The sequence below is a fragment of the Streptomyces liliiviolaceus genome (genome assembly GCF_018070025.1).
Lineage (GTDB): Bacteria > Actinomycetota > Actinomycetes > Streptomycetales > Streptomycetaceae > Streptomyces > Streptomyces liliiviolaceus.
Map to the genome: position 1 here is coordinate 4,198,639 of NZ_JAGPYQ010000001.1, position 22,866 is coordinate 4,221,504.

The window sequence follows — 22,866 nt, forward strand, 5'->3', positions numbered from 1 at the left end:
ATGCGGTGGGTGGCGCGGCCCGTGCGCCGTGGGGGACGGTTACGCACGGACCGCGCCAGTCACTGATGCCGGCCGGACGCGGGTCAGTACGACCGGCGGCGGCTGCGCCACCAGAGCAGACCCGTGCCGACGAGCAGGAACCCGGCCGCGCCCGAGGCCGCCGAGACGGCGATCAGCGTGGTGTCGTCCATACCGCCCGTGCCGTTCGCGCCGGCGGGCTGCAGCGCGTCACCGAGCTGGTTGCGGACGTCGTTGGTGCCGGTCGTGCCCTTGGCCAGCGGCCCGCGCGAACCCGAGGTCGGCTGACCGACGTACGGGAACGTCTTCTCGAACTTCACGTCGTTCTTGTCGACGGCGTCGCCCAGGTCGTTCTTGGAGCCGACCAGTTCGCCCTCGACGACCTGCAGCGCGATGTCCAGCACGTCGTCGCCGAGCCGGCGGCCGTTCGGGAAGCCCGCGTTGTCGCCGTCCAGTACACCGAGGCGCTTCTCCTCGGCGGCCGGCTTGGTGGAGGTGTTGAGACGCAGCATCTCCGAAGGGCGCACGTTCGGCGGCTGGTTGAGGCCCTCGACGCCCTTCAGGAACACGTCGACCAGGTCGTTGCGGGGCTCGTCGGGCGCCTCGATCTTGTAGATCGCCTCGATGAGCTTCGGCAGCTCGGGGTTGGTGACGTTCTTCAGGAAGTCACCGTCGTTCCAGGGCGCGGACGCGTTGAACTTGTCCTTGTCCTTGAGCGGGTTGACGACCTCGTTCACCAGCGGCATGCCCAGGCGCGAGACCTGGCGGTAGTGGCCGCTCGCGTTCTTGCGCTGGGTCGTCGACCAGATGCCCACGATCGGCTGGTCGGCCGACTCCTGGATCACGTCGTTCGGGAGCTGGAGGGCGACCGAGTTGACGTTGTAGCCCTTGAGGGTGTCGTTGCCGACCTCGGACAGGTTCCCGCCGTACAGCAGGTCGAAGACGCGCAGGTCGAGGAAGAACGGGTCGTCCGCCTGGCCGGCGAACGTGGTCGCCCCGCCCGGCAGTTCGTGCACGGCCTCGGAACGGAGCTTGGCGTAGTCCGGCATGGACGCCTTGCCGACGTTCGACGGCGCGACCGCCACGTCGTCCGCGTACTTCGTCTTCTTGACCAGGTGCTGGTCCTTGAGCTGCAGCAGATCTATGTCGTACGTCTGCGTGATGTTGAGGTCCGGGTCGTCGAGGCTCTCCACCGGACCGGTGTTGTACAGGAAGGTCTTGTCGTTCTTGACGTGCGTCTTGAACGTGTAGCGGAAGACCAGTTCGCCCTGCGCGTCACCGTTGTTGTCGATGTGCAGGTCGTACTGGGCGTCCTCGGCGAACGGGAAGAAGTTCGGTCCGCCGGCCGGCTCCTCGAACGGGATCCAGTTGGCGATGATGGTCGTCGTGTCCGGCTTGTCGGGGCTCGCGAACGCGTACACGTCGGTGTTGTCGTACTGCGGCTGCCCCGAGATGAGCGGAGCCTCCCGGTGACTGGAGGCGCTCGCCGCCCCCGGTTCGAGCGCGGTCACGCCGACGGCCGCGAGCCCGCCGGTGGCCAGCGCACCGCAGACAAGGGTCGCGAGGCTCCTGCGTCCCACGAACCCGCTGGTGAAAGGTGTCATGCCGTCCGTCCTCTGTCCCAAAGCTGTGTTCCGGCGGTGATGTGGCGGAAGCGACCTGTCGATCTGTCGACCGGTCCGCCCCCACGCTCGTCCCGCGTCGGTGGGTGATGCCTGATGCACGCCATTCGGAGCCGGGGGGAGAAAGGATTGGTTCGACATTCACCCGCGTTTTCGAGCGGCTGATCCGTAACCCCATCCGACGGCGTTCCTGCGCCGAATACGTGAGGACGGGACGAGCCGTTCAGACCGGCGAAGGGGGAAACGGGTGGAGGCGGACGAACTTCTGGTGCTCGTGGCCGGAGGCGACCAGAAGGCCTTCGAGGATCTGTACGCCCTGGTGTCCGGGCCGGTCTTCGGGCTGGTCCGCCGGGTGGTGCGCGATCCGGCCCAGTCCGAGGAAGTCGCGCAGGAGGTGTTACTCGAACTCTGGCGCTCCGCCGCGCGCTACGACCCCGGCCGCGGCACCGCACTCGCCTGGGTCCTGACCCTCGCGCACCGCAGGGCCGTCGACCGGGTCCGCAGCGCCCGCTCCGCCACCGAACGCGAACTGCGCATGGCACGGCGGGCGAACGGCCCCGCCTTCGACCACGTCGCCGAGGAGGTCGAGGCCGGCCTCGAACGGGAATGGGTACGCCGCTGCCTCGACCGGCTCACCGCCCTGCAACGACAGTCCGTCACCCTCGCCTACTACGACGGCTACACCTACCGTGAGGTCGCCGAACGGCTCTCCCTGCCGCTCGGCACGGTCAAGACCCGCATGCGCGACGGACTCACGCGGCTGCGCGACTGCCTCGGAGGTGTCGCATGAGCACCCTCTTCCGCCGCGGTGATCTGCACTCGCTGGCCGCCCCGTACGCCCTCGACGCCCTGGAACCCCATGAGCACAAGCGATTCGAGAAGCACCTGAAGCGCTGCGACGGCTGCGCCGCCGAAGTGCGCGCCCTGCGCGAGGACGCGGTGCGCCTCGCCTGGTCCACGGCCGCCCCGGCCCCCGCCGCGATGCGCGACCGGGTCCTGACGGCCATCCGGACGACCCCTCAGGAACCGGCCTCCGCGGAGCCCCCGGCACGCGCGCGCGTGGAACGGCCGCCGTCCCGCGCCCGCCGCTCGCCCTTCTCGGTCTTCCTCGTCCCGCTCGCCTCCACCACGGCCGCCGCCGCTCTCGTCGTCGCCGCGCTCTTCGGCATGCAGGCGTCCCGGACACAGGACCAGCTGGCCGAACAGCGGGCGCAGGCACGTGAGATCGCCCACGTTCTCGCGGCGCCGGACGCGCGGGCCGCCGCCGGACGCGACGCGAACGGCCAGGGCATCGGTGTCGTCGCGTCCGCCGAACAGAAGACCGCCGTCGTCACCTCGGCCGGGCTCGGCACGCCCGCGAACGACGGGGTCCACCAGCTGTGGCTCATGCGACCGGAGGAGAAACCGCGCTCCCTGGGACTCCTCGACGGCGACACGCCCTTGATTGCCACCGGACTGAACACGGACGCGACCTCACTCGCTGTAACCGTCGAGCCGTCCGGCGGCTCCCCGCAGCCAACCACCGCACCGGTTGTCCAACTCGCCCTGAAATCGCTCGGATTCGGAGAGTAATCGTCAACCCCCTTTGCGGGTAGGTGAATACCGTGCCCGGGATACACGAGTGTGATGAGGGAGCGATAGGGTTAACCTGCCCGGGCCGGGTGCCCTCGTACGGGTGGGGAGTGACATGGAACAGATAACAGTGCGTGGCAGGGCGCGAGTCCCTGCTATCACGTGTGGGAGCAGCGCGACGAGTTCGCGCCTCGACCGCCATCTTTCGGTGATGGGTGGCCCTGCCATCCCTCAGCGCGAGGCGGCCGAGGCGACGTCCCTGATGCGCGAACTGACCGCACGTGACACCGCGCACGACCGCACCGGCAGGAGTGCGCGCGTGAGGCGGGTCTCGCTCTTCGCGCCGCTGCGCCGGCTGCGCCGTTCCCTGTTCGGCGGCCGCTGACCGGCGACCCCGGTCGCCGAGAGGCGGCCGAAACCGAGCAGGACCAGCGGAAGCAGCGGCATCGGTAGGACCAGCAGGACCAGCGGAACCCCGACCCGCGCTCAGGCGGACACACCGTCCCGGCGCAGTGCTGCGATCTCATCGTCCGTCATCCCCACGGCACGCAGCACCGCCCCGGTGTGTTCCCCGAGTGCGGGTACGGGCCCCATACGCGCCGCGTCCCCGCCCGGCAGCGTGATCGGCGGCAGCAGAGCCCGCAGCGGCCCGACCGGTGACCCGACATCCCGCCACCGGTCCCTGGCCGCCAGCTGCGGATGCTCCGCCACGTCCGCCACGTCCCTCAACAGTGCGCAGGCGATCCCGGCCGCTTCGAGCCGCGCCACCGCCTCCGGCGCGGTGAGCCCCGCGAGCGCCGTGGCGACCAGCCCGTCGGTACGGTCCCGGTTCTCCACCCGGGCCGCGTTCGTCGCGTACGCCGGATCGTGGGCCAGCTCCGGCCGCTCCAGCACCTGTTCGGCGAGGCGGCGCCACTCCCGGTCGTTCTGCACCGACAACAGCACCCGCCCCCCGTCACCCGTCGGATAGCCGTCGTACGGGGCGATGACGGCGTGCGCGAGCCCGGTGCGCGCCGGGGGAGTTCCTCCGTGCATCGCATGGTGCAGCGGATGCCCCATCCACTCGGCCAGCGCGTCCAGCATCGCCACCTCCACCGGCCCGCCGCGCCCGGTCGTCCCGCGCCGCACCAGTGCCGCGAGCACCCCCGAGAACGCGTACATCGCCGCCGCGATGTCGGCCGCCGGAATGCCGGCCTTGACCGGTTGCCCGGCCGTTCCGGTCACGGACACCAGACCCGCCTCGCACTGCACGAGCATGTCGTACGCGCGCTTCTCGGCGTAGGGGCCCGAGGGTCCGTAACCCGAGATGTCCACGGCGATCAGCCGTGGGTGCGCGGCGCACAGGGTGGCCGCGTCGAGGCCGAGCCGCGCGGCGGCGCCGTGTGCGAGGTTCTGTACGAAGACGTCGGCGCCGGCGATCAGGCGGCGCACCACGTCGAGGCCGCGCGGGTCCTTCAGGTCGAGGGCGACGGACTCCTTGCCGCGGTTGCACCACACGAAGTGCGAGGCGAGTCCGGCGGCCGCGGTGTCGTAGCCGCGTGCGAAGTCGCCGCCGTCCGGGCGCTCGACCTTGATGACCCGTGCGCCCAGGTCGGCGAGTTGCCGGGTGGCGAAGGGGGCGGCGACGGCCTGCTCGACGGCGACGACGGTGATGCCCTCCAGGGGCAGGGGGTGCGGCTCCATGTGGGGATGGTAGGTCGGGTGGTTGGCTGCGGGTGTGTGGGGGCTGGTCGCGCAGTTCCTCGCGCCCCTTTGGGGTGGGGCGGGGGTCAGCGGTTGCCGGTTGCGTAGCGGTGTATTGCGAGGGGCATGAATACCGCGATGAGGGCCGCGCACCAGGCCAGTGAGCCTGCGACGGGGTGTGTCACCGGCCAGGCGCCGTCGGCCGGGACCGGTGCGTTGCCGAACAGGTGCCGCAGGGCCGTGGTGACCGCGCTGATCGGGTTCCACTCGGCGAGCGTGCGCAGCCAGCCCGGCAGGTTGTCCGTCGGGATGTACGCGTTCGACAGCAGCGGCAGTATGAAGGTCGCGCCCCCGAGCTGTCCGGCCGCCTCCTCGCTGCGTGAGGCGAGCCCCAGCAGGATCCCGATCCACGTGGTCGTGAACCGGAAGAGCAGCAACAGCCCCACGGCGGCCGCAGCTTCGAGCGCGGAGCCCTCGATCCGCCAGCCCACCGCGAGCCCCACGAGCAGGAACGGCACGGTACCGGCCGCGGTGACGACGAGGTCGGCGGCGGCCTGCCCGAGCGGTACGGCGGCCCTGCTCACCGGCAGCGTACGGAGGCGGTCCGTGACGCCCCGGTGTGCGTCCTGGGCCGCCTGGAACATGCCCGTCATGATGCCGTTGGCCGCCGTAGCGACCAGCAGCCCCGGCACCAGGAAGGCCCGGTACTCCTCGCCGGGCACGGCCAGCGCGCTGCCGAAGACGTATCCGAAGAACAGCAGCATCGTGACCGGCATGGTCTGGGTGAGGATCAGCAGACCGGGATTGTGCCGGATGCGGCGCAGCTGGCGGCCCAGCATGGCGGTTCCGTCGTAGGCCAGGGCGGAGACGGGTGTGGGTATGGATGCGCTCATGCCACGAGCTCCTTCCGGTCGGTCAGGCGCAGGAAGACGTCGTCGAGGGTCGGCGGGCGCAGGCTCACGTCGAGCAACGGCACACCGGCGGCGTCGAGTTCGCGTACCAGCCGGGGGAGCGTGAGCGTCGGGTCGGTGGTGACCGCGCCGACGGCGTGCCGCTCCCGGTCGAAGGCCGGCACGGATCCGGTCAGCCGGTCCAGCACGGCCGCCGCGCCCGCCATCGCGTCCGCGTGGGCGACGACCGCTTCCGCGTACGAGCCGATGAGCGCCTTGAGTTCGGCGGGCGTCCCCGAGTGGGCGGCTCGGCCCCGGTCCACGAGCACGATGTCGTCGGCGAGCTGGTCCGCCTCCTCCAGGTACTGGGTGGTGAGCAGGACGGTCGTGCCCTCGGACCGCAGGGCGCGCACGGCTTCCCAGATCTGGTTGCGGCTGTGCGGGTCGAGGCCCGTCGTCGGCTCGTCGAGGAAGAGCACGGCGGGCCGGGTGAGCAGGCAGGCGGCCAGGTCGAGACGGCGCCGCATACCGCCCGAGTAGGTGGACGCGGTCCGGTCCGCCGCGTCGGTCAGCTCGAAGCGTTCGAGCAGTTGGTCGGCCCGGGCGGCGGTCTTCGGGAGGCGGTGCAGCCTCGCGAAGAGCCGGAGGTTCTCCCGGCCCGTGAGGTCGCCGTCCACCGACGCGTACTGCCCCGTGACGCCTATCGCGCGGCGCACGGCGGCCGGCTCCCGTACGAGATCGTGCCCCGCGATCCGGGCGGACCCGGCGTCGGGCCGCAGCAGGGTGGTGAGCAGTCGTACCGCCGTGGTCTTGCCCGCGCCGTTGGGGCCGAGCAGTCCGCAGACCGTGCCCTCCGCCACCGCGAGATCCAGCCCGCGCAGGGCATGGACGTCCCCGAAGCGCTTCTCCAGACCTTCACTAAGTACGCCGTACGTAGTAGTCATGGCTCGACCATAGCGCATTACGTACGCTGTACGTAACTAGGATGGTGGCGACAGGATCCACCGATGGCAGGGCTGGCGACACCGATGGCAGGACGTGCCGACGTACCCGAAGTGATCTGGGCCCGACCCGAGCGCACGGGACGGGGGCCGAGGCCCGCGTTCACACGCGCCGACATCGCGGCGGCGGCCGTGCGGATCGCGGACGCGCAGGGGCTCGACGCCGTGTCGATGCGGCACGTGGCGGCCGAGCTGGGCTGCGGGACGATGTCGCTCTACAACTACGTGCCGCGCAAGGAGGACCTGTACGAGCTGATGGTCGACGCCGTCAGCGCCGAGCACGAGCTGTGGGAGCCGGCGGGGGACTGGCGGGCCGACATGCTCCGGGTCGCGTACCAGACGCGGGCGCTGATGCACCGGCATCCCTGGCTGCCCGCCCTGATGTCACCGGTGTACGGCTTCAGCCCGAACGCCCTGCGGTACCTGGAGCACTGCCTGGCCTGCCTCGACTCCTTCGACGGCACGTACGGGACGAAGTTCGAGCTGGTCGCGATGGTCAACGGCGTGGTGACGACGTACGTCGGCAACGAACTGGCCACCGCCGAGCGGGCGCGGGCGCTGCCGTGGTCCGAGGAGCGGGAGAACGCGGTGCGGGGGGCGTATCTGGGGGGTCAGGTGGCCAGTGGGGTCTATCCGCGGATGGCTGCGGCGTTCGCGGAGGACTCGGGGCCGATTGATCTGGGGGCGGTGTTTCGGCGGGCGTTGGAACGGGTGCTCGACGGGTTTGACCCGTCTCGCTGAAGGGGGCCCTGGAGGGTTGTTTTGCGGCTGCGGTTGCGTCGTGGCTGGTCGCGCAGTTCCCCGCGCCCCTTGGGGGCTGCGCCCCCTGAAAGCAAAAGATTGCGCCGTTCCCCGCGCCCCCAGCGGGGCTTACAGCAGGGTGAATTGGCCCTCCGGGCCCTCCTCCTCGTGGGTCAGGACCGAGGCCGGGTGGCGGGTGGTGGGTGGGGGTGGGAGGACTTCCGCCTTGCGCAGGTCCGCCGCGGTGATGGGGGACTCGATCGTCAACTCCCGCTGCTGCGCGCGCAGTTCGGACAGCAGGGTCAGGATCGTCACCAGTTCCAGGAGCTCGGTGGTCCAGGACTGGGGCCAGGTCGTGGGGCGGACGGCCTCCAGCGTGCCCGGCTCGGGGCGGGTGATCCGGCTGCCGAACCACTGGTCCAGGACGCGGACACCGCCGACCTCGAAGTCCCAGGCCGCGGGCGGGACGGGGGAGATACGGCCCTCGTCGAGGCGGAGGGTCTCCTCCTCCCGGTCGTAACGCGGTTCGACCGGGAAGGGCGGCAGCGGGGCCCGTACGTAAGGGCGTCGGCCGCCGGGGAGCTTGGGGCGCTCACCGTCGCGGCGCATCAGCCACAGCATGCGGTGGCCCAACTCCGTACCGCGTGCCCACAGTTCGGGGTCGGCCGTGAGCGGGACGGTCACCCCGCGCGGCCCCCGGCCGGCGACCGCGACCGTCCAGGCGAGGACGTCGAGCGGGGCGGGTGAGTGGCCGAGGCGTCCGGCCAGGAGGTCCGACAGGCCCGGTGCCAGGTTCGGTTCGAGGCCGCCGGGGCGCCGGTACAGGGGGTGCACACGGCCGGGCCGGGCGACCGGAGCGGCCTTCGTCCCGGGGAGCTTCGGCTGCGGCGGGACCACCGGCAGCACCGACGCGACGAGGAGCACCGGCCCGTCGGGCGAGGGCGGCTGCTCGACCGCGAACACCTGCTGCTCGTCGGCCACCCGCCACAGCTCGGGACGCGCCGCGTCGATCAGCCGGTGGTCGGGGATCAGCCACTGCTCGTCGAACGGGCCGGTCTGGATCCGCACCGGCTCCGCGCACGGGCCCGAGGCGCGCGCCAGCCGGCCCGTACCGGAGGCCTGGCCGGGCAGCTGCCCCACGGCCGAGTGCAGGGTCCGCGCGCGGGTGGCGCCGAACAGGGCCTCCCGGTCGGGCCCCTCGGCCTTCACCAGGGCGTCCCACCGCGCTTTCAGGGACGCCGGGTCGGGGGCCGCCGGCCACGCCCGGCCCAGCCGGGGAGGTGCGACGGACCACGGCATGAGGTCCGCGAGCAGCGGAGCGTCGTCGTGCGTCACGCTCGGCATCGTACGACGTGGCCCGTGGGCGGCGACCGGGTCCCGCACGGTCAGTGGGCGTCGAGGGTGACGGTGAACGAGAAACGGTCGCCCCGGTAGTGGATGCGGACCACGTCCAGCGCCCGGCCGTCCGCGCCGTGCACGACGCCCGTGTAGTGCAGGATCGGGCTCAGCAGCGGGACCTGGAGCAGCCGGGCGGTCTCCGGGTCGGCGAGCCGCGCCTCGACCGTGTCGGTGATCTGGCCGATCCGCGCCCCCGCGACATCCCGCAGGACCTTGGTCATGGGCCAGCGGACCAGATCCTCCGGATCGAACAGGGCCGCCAGCTCCGGCCGTACGTAGTTGCGCGCGTGGTTGGTCGGTTCACCGGTCTTCTCGTCGCTGCGCAGCCGGTGGTACGTGGCCACCTCCGTCAGATCCGGGAAGTACGCGGAGAGTTCGCCGGACACGGGCTCGTTGCCGTGGTCGAGCAGTTCCGTCGTCATACCGGACTGCTGGGCCACGATGGCGTCGACCGAGCCGAGGAGGCGGACCGGCGCGCCCCGCAGAGCGCTCGGCTCGATGAACGTGCCGCGTCTGCGGTGCCGGGTGATGAGCCCCTCGCCCTCCAGCTCCTTGAGCGCCTGCCGCATGGTCAGCACACTCACCCCGTAGTGCTCCGCCAGCTGTTCCTCGGTGGGCAGGCGCAGCGGATCCTGCGCGGACCGCCCCAGTATCGAGGCGCGCAGGGACTGCGACACCTGATACCAGAGCGGCAGCTTGCGGTTCAGGACGATCGAGTCCGGCGCGAAGGAGGTCACGAGGGTATCCGTACCGGTCGCGGGCGTCGGTTGCAACGGGCGCTCACGACGGACGGCCACGGGAGACGGCAGTCGGGGCCCTGTGGGGGCCGTGCGCAGTCACGGCCGCCCGCCCGCCCGGAAGTGCCGTTCGAGCCCCTGCCACACGTCGTCGTACGAGGCCTGGAGATGCTCGGCGTGGGCTGCCTGCGCGGTGGCGGTGACCGGCCAGCGCGTCTCGAACATGAAGGCGAGGCCGTCGTCGATCTTCTGCGGTCGCAGTTCGGCGGCGCTGGCCCGCTCGAAGGTCTCCCGGTCGGGGCCGTGCGCGGACATCATGTTGTGCAGCGAACCGCCGCCCGGTACGAACCCCTCCGCCTTCGCGTCGTAGGCGCCTTCGATGAGCCCCATGTACTCGCTCATCACGTTCCGGTGGAAGTAGGGCGGCCGGAAGGTGTCCTCGCCCACCAGCCAGCGCGGGGCGAAGACCACGAAGTCGACGCCGGCGAGGCCCGGGGTGTCGGACGGTGACGTCAGCACGGTGAAGATGGACGGGTCGGGGTGGTCGTAGCTGATGGTGCCGATCACATTGAACAGGCGCAGATCGTAGGTGTACGGCACATGGTTGCCGTGCCAGGCCACGACGTCCAGCGGCGAGTGGTCGTACATCGCCGTCCAGAGGTTGCCGCAGAACTTGTTGACCACCTCCACGGGCTCCGCCGTGTGCCCGTCGGCCTCCGCGTCCTCGTACGCGGCGACCGGCGCGCGGAAGTCCCGGGGGTTGGCGAGGCCGTTGGCGCCGATCGGACCGAGGTCGGGGAGCTGGAAGGGCGCCCCGTAGTTCTCGCACACATAACCCCGGGCGGTCGGGTGTGTGGTCCGTGCGTCGTCGGAGGCGTCGCCCAGCAGCTCCACACGGAAGCGGACCCCACGAGGAATGAGCGCCACATGTCCTGGCTCCACATGCAGCAGCCCGAACTCGGTGCGCAGGAGCAGCCCGCCCTGTTCGGGCACGATCAGCAGCTCGCCGTCGGCGTCGCTGAAGACCCGCTCCATCGAGGAGTTGGCGTGATACAGGTGCACGGCCATGCCCGTGCGCTGGGTGGCGTCGCCGTTGCCGCCGAGGGTCCACAGGCCCGCCAGGAAGTCGGTGCCGGGCGCCGGCTCCGGCAGGGGGTTCCAGCGCAGCCGGTTCGGGTCCGGCACCGACTCGGTGAAGGGGGCCGAGCGCAGGGCGCCGTTGTCGGTGCGGGTGAACGCCGGGTGCGCCGCCGAGGGGCGGATGCGGTACAGCCACGAGCGGCGGTTGTGCGCCCTCGGCTCGGTGAACGCCGAACCGCTCAGCTGCTCCGCGTACAGGCCGAGAGGGACCCGCTGCGGTGAGTTGCGGCCCTGCGGGAGGGCGCCCGGGACCGCCTCCGAACTGTGTTCGTTGCCGAACCCGGAGAGATACGTCAGCGCCTCGGCGGTCTTCCGCAGTGCCGTTGCGCCGTTGCGCGCGTCCCCGCTCATGAGTGATCGCTCCCTCGTTCTGATTCCTATGCATCACCGTAGGATTCGGTGAATCGGTGCGCAAGAGGGAGGTGCCCCGGGCCCGCCGGGAGGCGGCGGGATCGCGCCAGGTCCGCGAAGATGGCCAGGAGTGGCGCCTGGGAGCCCGACTCGGACCAAGAACCCGACTCAAGGGGGATCCGGCTGTCGGAGCGGTGCTCTAACCTCCCGGCATGTCGTGGACGCGCACATTCCTCACCGCGCTCGCGGTCTGTGCCCTGTTCGGAGCTCTGCTCGTCGGAGCGACGGGCTGCGGGTCCGATGGCGCGCGCGAGGACGACGAGGTCAGACCGTCACCGGTGGGCAGGGTGCTGAAGGACACCGACGAGGAGGGGCGGCACTACCGTGAGATCGACGAGAAGAGCGCACCCGAGGTCGAGATCGAGATACAGCCCGCGGTGGACGGGGACGCCGACGACGCCGGCTGGGACGTCCGGCTGACGGTCCACGACTTCCGCTTCTCGCCGGCCGGCGCGCGGAAGAAGGCCGAACCGGGCCGCGGTTACGCGCTGCTCCGGCTGGACGACCGGCCCCTGTCCCTGCTCCGGGGCCCGACCCACCACCTTGCGGGGAACGTCGTCCCACGCGGCACCCACCAGGTGACGGTGCGCCTGCACGCCGACGACGACACGGTGTGGGCCGTGGACGGAAAGCCCGTCGCCGGCACGGCGGACATCACGGTGTCGAACCCGGCCCCCACGTCGACCTCGTACCGGACGCCGACCTCGCACCGGACCCCGACCGAACCATCGTCCACGAGGCCGACCGGACCGCCGTCCACGACGCCGACGCCCGATGTCTCGGCGCCCGACGCCGTGACGTCCGACGGTTCGGCGCTTTCGGTCTCCCCGGTCGGTGAGGCGCTCCTGTCCGCCTCGGACGACGGCCCGCCGCCCTCGGCGACCCCGGCTGCCCTGGCCGGCGACCCCCGGCCTTCTGCCTCATGACCTGCACCATCACCTGCACCGCTTGCGGGCGGTAGCGCGCCCCGCCACCGCCGTCCGTCGCGCGGTCCGGCGCGGCGCGCGCCCCGGCACGCCCCCCACGTCCTCGGATGAGTGGTACGGGCACCGACTTCGTACCCAAGGGCAAGGTTCACCGGACCCCGGCGGAAAGGCATCATGAAGCCCGTGCCCCAAGCGACCTCGCTGCGCCGCGCGCCCGTCCAGCGCCGTAGCGCCGAACGACTCACCCGTATCCTCGACGCCTGCGCCGACCTCCTGGACGAGGTCGGCTACGACGCCCTGAGCACCCGCGCGGTCGCCCTGCGCGCGGGCGTGCCCATAGGGTCCGTCTACCGGTTCTTCGGCAACAAGCGGGCCATGGTCGACGCGCTCGCCCAGCGCAACCTGGACATCTACACCGAGCGTGTCACCCACCGCCTCCAGGAGACCGGCAGCGGAGCGGGCTGGCGGGTGGCCATGGACGCGGTCCTCGACGAGTACCTCGCCATGAAGCGCACCGCTCCCGGCTTCTCCCTCGTCGACTTCGGCAACCAGATCCCCGTCGGCACCCGCGTCGCCGAGCCCAACACCCGCGTCGCCGACCGGCTGACCGACATGCTCTCCGCGTATCTCGACCGCGCCCCCGACGACGACCTCCGGCGGGTCTTCCTCATCGCCGTCGAGGCCGCCGACACCCTCGTGCAGCTCGCCTTCCGCCTCGACCCGGCCGGCGACGAGCGGGTCATAGGCGAGACACGGGAACTGCTCCGGGCGTATCTCTCGCGCTCGCTCGACTGACCGACCGCTCGACTGGCCGGCCAGCCGACCGACCGACCGCTCGACCGGCCGACCGCTCGACCGGCCGACCGCTCGACCGGCCGACCGGCCGACAGGCCGTGCGTACGGCGGTCGCCCGCCCTCCCGTCGACTCCGGGATGCGCGAACATCCGGACCCCGCACCCCCTCCCCACCGTTCATACCGGTCGGTATGCTCGGCCCGGTCAGGTCAGAGTCAGAGCGTCACCGTCGTCGCCGTTCCCTCCGGGAGGACCCGTGTCCACCACCGCCGACTCCCACTCCCGTACAGCCCTGCGCATCTGCCCGCTCTGCGAGGCCACCTGCGGGCTCACGCTCACCATCGAGGGGACCCGGGTGACGAGCGCGCGCGGGGACCGTGACGATGTGTTCAGCCAGGGGTTCATCTGCCCGAAGGGGGCGTCGTTCGGGGCCGCCGACGGGGACCCGGACCGTCTGCGCACCCCCCTCGTCCGCACGGACGGCGAGCTGCGCGAGGCCACCTGGGAGGAGGCCTTCGACGCCGTCGCCGCCGGACTGCGACCGGTCGTCGAGCGGTACGGGCCGCACTCCGTCGGAGCCGTCCTCGGCAACCCGAACGTGCACACCATGGCCGGCGCCCTCTACCCGGCCGTCCTGCTCTCCGGACTCGGCACGCACAGCGTCTTCACCGCGTCCACCGTCGACCAGATGCCCAAGCACGTCTCCAGCGGTCTCCTCTACGGCGACGCCAACGCGATCCCCGTACCCGACCTCGACCACACCGACCACCTGCTGCTGATCGGCGCCAACCCCCTGGAGTCCAACGGAAGTCTGTGCACCGCACCCGACTTCCCCGGCAAGCTCAAGGCCCTCAAGGCGCGCGGCGGCACCCTCACGGTCGTCGACCCCCGCCGCACCCGCACCGCCAAACTCGCCGACCGGCACGTCGCCGTCCGCCCCGGCACCGACGCCCTGCTCCTCGCGGCCATGGCGCACGTCCTCTTCGAGGAGCACCTCACCGACCTCGGCGAGCTGACCGCGATGGTCCAGGGATACGACGAACTGCGCGACGCCGTGCGCGACTTCACGCCCGAGGCCGCCGCCGGGGCGTGCGACATCGACGCCGACACCATCCGCGCGCTCGCCCGTGAACTCGCCGCCGCGCCCACCGCCGCCGTGTACGGCCGCATCGGCAGCTGCACCGTCCCGCACGGCACCCTCGCCAGCTGGCTGGTCGACGTCCTCAACATCCTCACCGGCAACCTCGACCGGCCCGGTGGCGCCCTCTTCCCGCAGGCCGCCACCGACCGCACGCCCCGCCCCGCGGGCCCCGGCCGCGGCTTCGCGCTCGGCCGCTGGCACAGCCGCGTCAGCCGTCACCCGGAGGCCAAGGGCGAACTGCCGCTCGCCGCGCTCGCCGAGGAGATCGACACCGCCACCGAGGAGGGCGAGCCGATCCGCGCCCTCGTCGTCATCGCCGCCAACCCCGTCCTGTCCGCCCCCGACGGCGACCGCCTCGACAAGGCCCTCGACTCGCTCGACTTCATGGTCAGTGTCGACCCGTATCTGAACGAGACCTCGCGCCATGCCCACGTCGTGCTGCCGCCGCCCCCGCCCTCGCAGAGCCCGCACCACGACTTCGCCTTCAACACCCTCGCCGTACGCAACCAGGTCCGTTACACCCGGGCCGCCGTCCCCCTGGAACCCGGCAGGAAGGCCGAGACGGAGATCCTCGCCCGGCTCGTCCTCGCCGCCACCGGCATGCACGGCGCCGACCCCTCCGCCGTCGACACCCTGGTCATCGACCAGACCCTCGCCAGGGCCGTCAAGGAACCGCACTCCCCGGTGCACGGCCGCGACCCCCGCGAACTCGCCGCCGCCCTCACCGGTGACACCGGCCCCGAGCGCCGCCTCGACCTGATGCTGCGCCTCGGCCCGTACGGCGACGGATTCGGCGCCCGCCCCGACGGCCTGAACCTGACGAAGCTGCTGGCCGCGCCCCACGGCATCGACCTCGGGCCGCTCCGGTCCCGGCTGCCCGGCCCCCTCAAGACCCGCAGCGGACTCGTGGAACTGCTTCCGCGGCCCCTCGCCGACGACCTCCCGCGGCTCAGGGACGCCCTCCGGCAGCGTCCGGACGGTCTCGTCCTGGTAGGCCGCCGCCATCTGCGGTCCAACAACAGTTGGATGCACAACATCCCCGCCCTCACCGGCGGCACCAACCGCTGCACCCTGCACATCCACCCCGACGACGCCGAACGCCTCGGCGTCACCGACGGGGCACCCGTACGTGTGAAGGGCGCCGGGGGAGAGGTCGTCGCCCCCGCCGAGGTCACCGACTCCGTGCGGCGCGGTGTCGTGAGCCTGCCGCACGGCTGGGGACACGACCGGCCCGGCACCCGGCTGCGGCACGCCACCGCGGACCCCGGCGTCAACGTCAACCAGCTCCTGGACGGCAGCCTGCTCGACCCGCTGTCCGGCACCGCGGTCCTCAACGGCGTACCCGTGGACATCGCGCCGGCGGGCGTGGAGCTCTGACCGCGGCGAACGCTGTGACCAGGAGTTTTGCGCTTATTGCTCTCGTGTCAACATCTTGTTAAGACTTGTCGGCCCGACCTAACGTCACTCGAACCGCCGTCCCTGGTGGGAGTTCAAGGGCGAACGTTAGGTATCCACTCATGCTGACCATCCTCGGCTTCACCATGATCGCGACCTTCCTGGTCCTGATCATGATGAAGAAGATGTCGCCGATCGCGGCGCTGGTGCTGATCCCGGCACTGTTCTGTGTGTTCGTCGGAAAAGGCGCCCACCTCGGCGACTACGTCATCGAAGGGGTGGGCACCCTCGCGCCCACCGCCGCGATGCTGATGTTCGCCATCGTGTACTTCGGCGTCATGATCGACGTCGGCCTCTTCGATCCGGTCGTGCGGGGCATCCTCAAGTTCTGCAAGGCCGACCCGATGCGCATCGTCGTCGGTACGGCCCTGCTCGCCGCGATCGTCTCCCTGGACGGCGACGGCTCGACCACCTTCATGATCACGGTCTCGGCGATGTACCCGCTGTACAAGCGCCTCAAGATGAGCCTCGTGGTGATGACGGGTGTCGCCGCCACCGCCAACGGCGTGATGAACACCCTGCCCTGGGGCGGCCCGACGGCCCGCGCCGCCACCGCGCTCAAGCTCGACGCCGGCGACATCTTCGTCCCGATGATCCCGGCGCTCGCCGTCGGTCTGGTCGCCGTGATCGGCCTCGCGTACGTCCTCGGCCTGCGCGAGCGCAAGCGCCTCGGCGTGCTGAGCCTGGCCGACGTCCTGGAGAAGGAGGAGCAGGAGAAGAAGGAGCTGCGGGAGACCGAGACCGAGACGGTGCTCGTCGGTGCGGGTGCGTCCGGTGTCTCCGGTGGCTCGGGTGCTTCCGGCGACTCCGGTGACGGCAAGGTGCGCTTCGCCAAGACCGCGGGCGGGTCGGGTTCCGGCACCGGCGCGGCGGTCGGCTCCGAGGGCGGATCCGAGGACGACGACGCGGACGACGTACGCCTCCAGGGTCTTGACCCGAACCGCGCGACCCTGCGTCCCAAGCTGTACTGGTTCAACGCGCTGCTCACGGCGGTCCTGCTCACCGCCATGATCATGGAGCTGCTGCCGATCCCGGTCCTGTTCCTGCTCGCCGCGGCGCTCGCCCTGACCGTCAACTTCCCGAACATCCCGGACCAGCGTGAGCGGCTCGCCGCGCACGCCGACAACGTCCTCAACGTCTCCGGCATGGTCTTCGCCGCCGCCGTCTTCACCGGCGTCCTCCAGGGCACCGGCATGGTCGACTCCATGGCCAAGTGGCTCGTCGACGGCATCCCCGACGGCATGGGCCCGCACATGGCGATCGTCACCGGCGCCCTGAGCCTGCCGCTCACCTACTTCATGTCGAACGACGGCTTCTACTTCGGCGTGCTGCCCGTCCTCGCCGAGGCCGGTGCCGCGCACGGCGTCTCGCCGCTGGAGATCGCCCGGGCCTCGCTCGTGGGCCAGCCGCTGCACATGTCGAGCCCGTTGGTCCCGGCCGTGTACGTACTGGTCGGCATGGCCAAGGTCGACTTCGGCGACCACACCAAGTTCGTGGTGAAGTGGGCCGCCCTCACGTCACTCGTGGTGCTCGGGTCCGGAATCCTGTTCGGCATCATCTGAGGCATGACCGTCCGATGGAGAACGTCACTGTGAAGCCCGGTAGGAACCGCGGCTGGCTGCTCCGCCTGGTCATCGCCTTCAGCTTCGCGCAGGGGGCGGTGTCCATGGCACGGCCCGCCGTCTCCTACCGGGCCCTCGCGCTGGGCGCCGACGAGCGGGCGATCGGCGTCATCGCCGGGGTGTACGCGCTGCTGCCGCTCTTCGCCGCCGTACCGCTCGGCCGCCGGACCGACCACGGCCGGTGCGCCCCGCTGCTGCCCGTGGGCGTCGTCCTGATCGCCGGCGGCTGCGCCCTCAGCGGTACGGCCGGCTCCCTCACGGCGATGGCGGCCTGGAGCGGTGTCATGGGCCTCGGACACCTCTCCTTCGTGATCGGCGCCCAGTCGCTCGTGGCCCGCCAGTCCGCGCCCCACGAACAGGACCGCAACTTCGGCCACTTCACCATCGGCGCCTCGCTCGGCCAGCTCGTCGGACCGATCGCCGCGGGCGCCCTGATCGGTGGCCCCGACATGGCGGGCACCAGCGCCCTCGCCCTGCTGGTCGCGGGCGGCGTCGCGGCGTTCTCGTTCGTCTCCCTGTGGCGCATCGAGGACCGTACGCCGTCCACGTCCCGTACGGGATCGGGTGGACGTGTGCCCGTGCACCGCATCCTGCGGACCCGGGGCGTGCCCGCGGGCATCTTCATCAGCCTCGCCGTGCTCTCCGCGACGGACATCCTCACCGCGTATCTGCCGGTGGTCGGCGAACACCGGGGCATCGCGCCCTCCGTGATCGGCCTGCTGCTCAGCCTGCGCGCGGCGGCGACCATCGCCTGCCGGCTGGTGATGACGCCCATGCTGCGGCTGCTGGGCCGGGCCGCGCTGCTCACCACGACCTGTCTGCTGGCGGCCCTGCTGTGCGCCGGGATCGCGCTGCCCGTGCCCGTCTGGGCGCTCGCCGTGATCCTTGCCGTGCTCGGCTTCTGCCTGGGCGTCGGCCAGCCCCTGTCGATGACCACGGTCGTCCAGGCCGCCCCGGACGACGCCCGCTCCACCGCCCTCGCCCTGCGGCTGACCGGCAACCGGCTCGGGCAGGTCGCCGCGCCCGCCACCGCGGGCCTGATTGCCGGAGTCGCGGGCGTGGCCGCGCCGTTCGTGATGCTCGGGGCGCTGCTGCTGATCGCCTCGGGGCTGGGGCTGCGACAGGGGCGTACCGCGCCGGGGGCCGTCGCAGGAGCAGGAGGAGAAGCAACAGCAGGAGGAAAAGCGGGAGGAGTCGGAACGGATGCGGGCCGGGACGCGACCGTGCCCTCTCCTGAACTGGAGAAACGCCGAACAGGCCGCGGCAGCGCCTGAGTTGCGGCGATTCGAGGTGTTCAAAGGGTTCCCCGGGGCCCGCGCGGTCCGTTAGCTTCCGTGACTCACAGGTCTCGTACGTACCCGTACGGGCCGTCCGAACCGTCAGGCCGCGGAGCATCGTGAGCATCGGTGCCCCGTGGGCCCCCGGGGGTCACGTCCCATGTCACGTGCCGTCTCTCTTCACCAGGTGAGCAAGTCCTACACGCAGGGCGTCCGCGTGGTGCAGCGGCTGTCGCTGGACATCGAGCCCGGTGAGTTCCTGGTGCTCCTCGGCCCCTCCGGCTGCGGCAAGTCGACCGTGCTGAGAATGATCGCCGGACTTGAGGAGCCCACCGAGGGGGAGGTGCGGCTCGACGGGGAGTATGCCAACCATCTCGCGCCCGCCGAACGGCACATGGCGATGGTCTTCCAGAACTACGCGCTCTACCCGACCATGAACAGCCGCGCGAACATCGGCTTCCCCCTGCGTATCGAGGAACCCGGCCGGGACCCGGGCCCGCGGGTGGAGGCAACGGCCCGGATGCTCGGCATCGAGGACCTCCTGGACCGTTTCCCCCACCAGCTCTCCGGCGGGGAGCGCCAGCGAGTGGCCATGGGCCGGGCGATCGCCCGGCACCCCTCCGCCTTCCTGATGGACGAACCGCTGGCCAACCTGGACGCCAAGCTGCGCAGCCATCTGCGGGCGGAGATCGCCCGGCTCACCCGGGACCTGGACGTCACGACGCTGTACGTCACCCACGACCAGGCGGAGGCGATGTCCCTCGGGGACCGGGTGGCCGTGCTGCGCGGCGGGGTGCTCCAGCAGCTCGGTACCCCGCGCGCGGTCTACGCGCTGCCGGAGAACGTCTTCGTCGCCGCCTTCATCGGCACCCCAAGGATCAATCTCCTGCGGGGTGTCGTGCTCGCCCCGCTCGACGGGGCGATGTCGATCGGCCTCGGCCGCCAGGCCCTGGTCCTGCCCGAACCGCTGTCCCCGGACCACAGGCTGCTCCGGGTGCAGCAGGGGCGGGAGGTCATCGTGGGGCTGCGCTCCGAGGCCGTCCGCCTGGCGCGGCCCACGCGGGCGCGGCCCGGGGAGGTGGCGATCAGCGGGCTCGTCGAGCATGTGGAGTTCCAGGGGCATGAGGTGCTGGTGCACCTCGACACCGGTTCGCAGCCCGCGCTGGTACCGGAGCTGGAGGCGCCGCGGCCGGTGGCGCGGGCGGGTGGGCGCCGCCGTCGGGAGGGCGGGGTGTTCGACCGGCTGCGGCTGCGGGGGCGGGCCGCGGGGGCGCTGCGGGCCGGGCCCGTGGTGGTGCTGGAGCGTGCGGCCGAGGCCGGGCCGGAGCCGGTGTCCGAGCCGGTGTCGGCGGAGGCTCGGCTGCCGGGGGATCTCATCGTGCGTACGACGCCGGACCACGCGCTGCGCCCGGGGATGCAGGTGCCGCTGCTCGTGGACCTCGCGCACCTGTTCGTCTTCGACCACGACGGCATCCGCATCTCCCCGGCCCCGACGAAACTCCCGAACCTGGAGGGTTGAGAGCGGGGAGGGTGGGGGTGGGTGCGGATTATCGGCTGCGGGTGAGCTGTGGCTGGCCGCGCAGTTCCCCGCGCCCCTAAAAGACGCCCCCACCCCACCAGGACCGCAAGGAACGTCGCAACCAACCACGACGCACCCGCAGCTATCCATCCACGTCACCCCCACCCCCTAAGGGGCGCGGGGAACGGCGCGGGCAGTCGCAGCGGGCCCCCGCCCGACGAGCCGGGTCGGCCCCCGCACCCCCACCCCTGGCGGTCAAAAACTAACACCGCTAGTTTGTAGCGTGGACGACGACACCCCCACCCGCGGGAGGACCCATGAACGCACACGACGGCATGTACATCGACGGCGCCTGGCGCCCCGCCGCCGGCCCGGACACGATCGCCGTCGTGAACCCGGCCGACGAGCAGCTCATCGCCCACGTCCCGGCCGGCACGATCGAGGACGTGGACGCAGCGGTCCGCGCCGCCCGCGCAGCCTTCCCGGCCTGGGCCGCCACCCCGCCCGCCGAGCGAGCCGCCCGCATCGGCGCCCTCCGCGACGTCCTCGTCGCCCGCAAGGACGAGATCGCCGAGACGGTCACCGCCGAACTCGGCTCACCGCTGAAGTTCTCCCAGGCCGTACACGTCGGCGCCCCCATCGCGGTAGCGGGCTCGTACGCCGACCTCGCCGCCTCCCACCCCTTCGAGGAGAAGGTCGGCAACTCCACCGTCTACCTCGAACCCGTCGGCGTGGTCGGTGCCATCACGCCCTGGAACTACCCCCTGCACCAGATCGTCGCCAAGGTCGCCCCCGCCCTCGCGGCCGGCTGCACGGTCGTACTGAAGCCCGCCGAGGACACCCCGCTGACCGCCCAGCTCTTCGCGGAGGCGGTCCACGAGGCGGGCGTCCCGGCCGGTGTCTTCAACCTCGTCACCGGCCTCGGCCCGGTCGCCGGCCAGGCGCTCGCCGAGCACGAAGGCGTGGACCTGGTCTCCTTCACGGGCTCCACGGCCGTCGGCCGGCAGATCGGCGCGACGGCGGGCGCGGCCGTCAAGCGCGTCGCCCTCGAACTGGGCGGCAAGTCCGCCAACGTCATCCTGCCGAGCGCGGACCTCGCGAAGGCCGTCAACGTCGGCGTCGCCAACGTGATGTCCAACTCCGGCCAGACGTGCAGCGCCTGGACCCGCATGCTGGTGCACGACTCCCAGTACGACGAGGCCGTGACCCTGGCCGCCGACGCCGCCGCGAAGTACGGCGAGCGCATCGGCCCGGTCGTCAACGCCAAGCAGCGGGACCGCGTGGTGGGTTACATCGAGAAGGGCGTCGGCGACGGCGCCCGACTGGTCGCGGGCGGCCCCGAATCCCCCCGGGAGCAGGGCTACTTCGTCAGCCCGACCGTCTTCGCGGACGTCACCCCCGAGATGGCGATCGCCCAAGAGGAGATCTTCGGCCCGGTCCTGTCGATCATCCGGTACGAGGACGAGGCGGACGCGCTCCGGATCGCCAACGGCACGGTGTACGGGCTCGCGGGCGCCGTCTGGGCCGGGGAGGAGTCGGAAGCCGTGGCCTTCGCACGACGCCTGGACACCGGACAGGTCGACATCAACGGCGGACGCTTCAACCCCCTTGCCCCCTTCGGCGGTTACAAGCAGTCGGGCGTCGGCCGCGAACTCGGCTCGCACGGACTGTCCGAATACCTCCAGACCAAGTCCCTCCAGTTCTGAAGATCCAGAGATCAGAGATCAGAGATCCGGAGATTCAGAGATCCAGAGTCCTAGGAGCGTTGTACTTCATGACCCGCGCCGCTGTGCTGCCCGCCGTCGGGGCCCCACTGGAGATCACCGAGATCGATCTGCCCGAGCCCGGCCCCGGGCAGGTGCGGATCCGCCTCGCCGCCGCCGGCGTCTGCCACTCCGATCTGTCACTGACCAACGGCACCATGCGGCTGCCGGTGCCCGCCGTGCTCGGCCATGAGGGAGCGGGGACCGTCGTCTCCGTCGGACCCGGGGTCGGCCATGTCGCACCCGGCGACGAGGTGGTCCTCAACTGGGCCCCCTCCTGCGGTAGTTGCCACGCCTGCTCACTGGGCGAGGTGTGGCTGTGCGCCAACGCGCTGGCGGGGGCCGCGAACGTCTACGCCCACCGTTCCTCCGACGGGACGGATCTCCACCCCGGCCTGAACGTCGCCGCGTTCGCCGAGGAGACGGTGGTGGCCGCCGGCTGCGTACTCCCGGCTCCGACCGGTATCCCCCTGGCGGACGCGGCCCTGCTCGGCTGCGCCGTCCTCACCGGCTACGGAGCCGTGCACTACTCGGCCCAGGTCCGCTCCGGTGAGACGGTCGCGGTCTTCGGCGTCGGCGGCGTGGGACTCGCGGCGATCCAGGCCGCGCGCATCGCCGGTGCCTCCACGATCGTCGCGGTGGACGTGTCGTCGGAGAAGGAGTCCCTGGCCCGCGCCGCCGGAGCCACCGAGTACGTGATCGCCTCCGACACCACCGCCCGCGAGATCCGCGGACTCACCGGCAAGCAGGGCGTGGACGTGGCCGTGGAGTGCGCGGGCCGCGCCGTCACGATCCGTACCGCGTGGGAGTCCACCCGCCGTGGCGGCCGTACGACGGTCGTCGGCATCGGCGGCAAGGACCAGCAGGTCACCTTCAACGCCCTGGAGCTCTTCCACCGTCGGGTGACGCGAATTACCGTCTCGTACACGAGTTTCCCGAGCCGGACAAGAACGGACGTACTGAAGTGGAGATGCGACGCTTTCCGCAGATTTACAAGCCTCAGGGAATCGCGCACATTTTTGGTGAATTCCTCCTGTCGCGTGGCTTCTTGGACTAGCCGCCGCAACTCCGGGGGGAGCGGAATCGTGCCACTCCCCCGAGTCCACGCAGAAATCCGTGATCGGGTAAAGGGGAAACTGATCATGAAGCTCATTTC

The 22,866-nt window shown here is 71.5% G+C and carries 18 protein-coding genes and 1 pseudogene; 12 read left to right on the forward strand and 7 right to left on the reverse strand.

The genetic code is table 11. From position 1 onward, the window contains the following. Positions 1-83: 83 nt before the first annotated feature. Positions 84-1,622: a DUF4331 domain-containing protein gene (locus tag J8N05_RS18385; RefSeq protein ID WP_210884116.1), complete on the reverse strand. Its 1,539-nt coding sequence runs from the start codon at positions 1,620-1,622 to the stop codon at positions 84-86. Between the two features lie 217 nt (positions 1,623-1,839). On the opposite strand from J8N05_RS18385, the gene J8N05_RS18390 reads away from it, so the two are divergent. The 3 genes from J8N05_RS18390 to J8N05_RS18400 all read left to right on the forward strand — a co-directional run bounded on the left by J8N05_RS18390 (position 1,840) and on the right by J8N05_RS18400 (position 3,597). Continuing rightward, complete coding sequence (locus J8N05_RS18390; protein WP_210890244.1) at positions 1,840-2,430, forward strand: sigma-70 family RNA polymerase sigma factor; 591 nt, start codon at positions 1,840-1,842, stop codon at positions 2,428-2,430. Beyond that, positions 2,427-3,212: an anti-sigma factor gene (locus J8N05_RS18395; protein WP_210884120.1), complete on the forward strand. Its 786-nt coding sequence runs from the start codon at positions 2,427-2,429 to the stop codon at positions 3,210-3,212. Before J8N05_RS18390 ends, J8N05_RS18395 begins: the two co-directional genes overlap by 4 nt. 115 nt (positions 3,213-3,327) lie before the next feature. Next, positions 3,328-3,597 carry a hypothetical protein gene (locus J8N05_RS18400; RefSeq protein WP_107021126.1) on the forward strand — a complete coding sequence of 90 codons (270 nt, stop codon included), beginning with the start codon at positions 3,328-3,330 and terminating at the stop codon, positions 3,595-3,597. Positions 3,598-3,698: 101 nt separating this feature from the next. Here the strand turns inward: J8N05_RS18400 and J8N05_RS18405 are convergent, their stop codons facing one another. From J8N05_RS18405 to J8N05_RS18415, 3 genes are all read right to left on the reverse strand, one after another. Then, positions 3,699-4,895 (reverse strand): CaiB/BaiF CoA transferase family protein, encoded by a 1,197-nt coding sequence (locus tag J8N05_RS18405; protein WP_210884122.1) that lies wholly within the window; start codon positions 4,893-4,895, stop codon positions 3,699-3,701. A gap of 86 nt (positions 4,896-4,981) precedes the next feature. Continuing rightward, positions 4,982-5,788 (reverse strand): ABC transporter permease, encoded by an 807-nt coding sequence (locus J8N05_RS18410; protein ID WP_210884124.1) that lies wholly within the window; start codon positions 5,786-5,788, stop codon positions 4,982-4,984. Beyond that, on the reverse strand, positions 5,785-6,729 hold the full coding sequence (locus J8N05_RS18415) for an ATP-binding cassette domain-containing protein (protein ID WP_210884125.1): 945 nt from the start codon (positions 6,727-6,729) through the stop codon (positions 5,785-5,787). The genes J8N05_RS18410 and J8N05_RS18415 overlap by 4 nt, the downstream gene beginning before the upstream one ends. 84 nt (positions 6,730-6,813) lie before the next feature. On the opposite strand from J8N05_RS18415, the gene J8N05_RS18420 reads away from it, so the two are divergent. Then, the gene (locus tag J8N05_RS18420) at positions 6,814-7,527 is read left to right on the forward strand and encodes a TetR/AcrR family transcriptional regulator (protein WP_210890245.1); all 714 of its coding nucleotides are present in this window, start codon (positions 6,814-6,816) and stop codon (positions 7,525-7,527) included. A 129-nt stretch (positions 7,528-7,656) separates the two neighbouring features. Here the strand turns inward: J8N05_RS18420 and J8N05_RS18425 are convergent, their stop codons facing one another. From J8N05_RS18425 to hmgA, 3 genes are all read right to left on the reverse strand, one after another. Next, complete coding sequence (locus J8N05_RS18425) at positions 7,657-8,871, reverse strand: type ISP restriction/modification enzyme (protein ID WP_210884127.1); 1,215 nt, start codon at positions 8,869-8,871, stop codon at positions 7,657-7,659. A 41-nt stretch (positions 8,872-8,912) separates the two neighbouring features. Then, positions 8,913-9,662 carry a GntR family transcriptional regulator gene (locus J8N05_RS18430; protein WP_210884129.1) on the reverse strand — a complete coding sequence of 250 codons (750 nt, stop codon included), beginning with the start codon at positions 9,660-9,662 and terminating at the stop codon, positions 8,913-8,915. A 99-nt stretch (positions 9,663-9,761) separates the two neighbouring features. Beyond that, the gene (gene hmgA, locus J8N05_RS18435) at positions 9,762-11,153 is read right to left on the reverse strand and encodes a homogentisate 1,2-dioxygenase (RefSeq protein WP_210884130.1); all 1,392 of its coding nucleotides are present in this window, start codon (positions 11,151-11,153) and stop codon (positions 9,762-9,764) included. A 212-nt stretch (positions 11,154-11,365) separates the two neighbouring features. Between hmgA and J8N05_RS18440 the strand changes: the two genes are divergently transcribed. The 8 genes and pseudogenes from J8N05_RS18440 to J8N05_RS18475 all read left to right on the forward strand — a co-directional run. After that, positions 11,366-12,139 carry a nuclear transport factor 2 family protein gene (locus tag J8N05_RS18440; protein WP_247706317.1) on the forward strand — a complete coding sequence of 258 codons (774 nt, stop codon included), beginning with the start codon at positions 11,366-11,368 and terminating at the stop codon, positions 12,137-12,139. A gap of 174 nt (positions 12,140-12,313) precedes the next feature. After that, entirely contained in the window at positions 12,314-12,934 is a 621-nt protein-coding gene (locus tag J8N05_RS18445) for a TetR/AcrR family transcriptional regulator (RefSeq protein WP_210884131.1), read from the forward strand. A 255-nt stretch (positions 12,935-13,189) separates the two neighbouring features. Then, positions 13,190-15,451: a molybdopterin oxidoreductase family protein gene (locus J8N05_RS18450; RefSeq protein ID WP_247706318.1), complete on the forward strand. Its 2,262-nt coding sequence runs from the start codon at positions 13,190-13,192 to the stop codon at positions 15,449-15,451. Between the two features lie 140 nt (positions 15,452-15,591). After that, complete coding sequence (locus J8N05_RS18455; protein WP_210884132.1) at positions 15,592-17,091, forward strand: CitMHS family transporter; 1,500 nt, start codon at positions 15,592-15,594, stop codon at positions 17,089-17,091. Positions 17,092-17,120: 29 nt separating this feature from the next. Continuing rightward, positions 17,121-18,425 (forward strand): MFS transporter, encoded by a 1,305-nt coding sequence (locus tag J8N05_RS18460; protein ID WP_210884134.1) that lies wholly within the window; start codon positions 17,121-17,123, stop codon positions 18,423-18,425. Positions 18,426-18,588: 163 nt separating this feature from the next. Then, complete coding sequence (locus tag J8N05_RS18465) at positions 18,589-19,947, forward strand: ABC transporter ATP-binding protein (protein ID WP_210884136.1); 1,359 nt, start codon at positions 18,589-18,591, stop codon at positions 19,945-19,947. Between the two features lie 317 nt (positions 19,948-20,264). Then, positions 20,265-21,653 (forward strand): aldehyde dehydrogenase family protein, encoded by a 1,389-nt coding sequence (locus J8N05_RS18470; protein WP_210884138.1) that lies wholly within the window; start codon positions 20,265-20,267, stop codon positions 21,651-21,653. Positions 21,654-21,721: 68 nt separating this feature from the next. Next, positions 21,722-22,606, forward strand: a pseudogene (locus J8N05_RS18475) (zinc-binding dehydrogenase); the annotation flags it as partial. Positions 22,607-22,866: the final 260 nt, after the last annotated feature.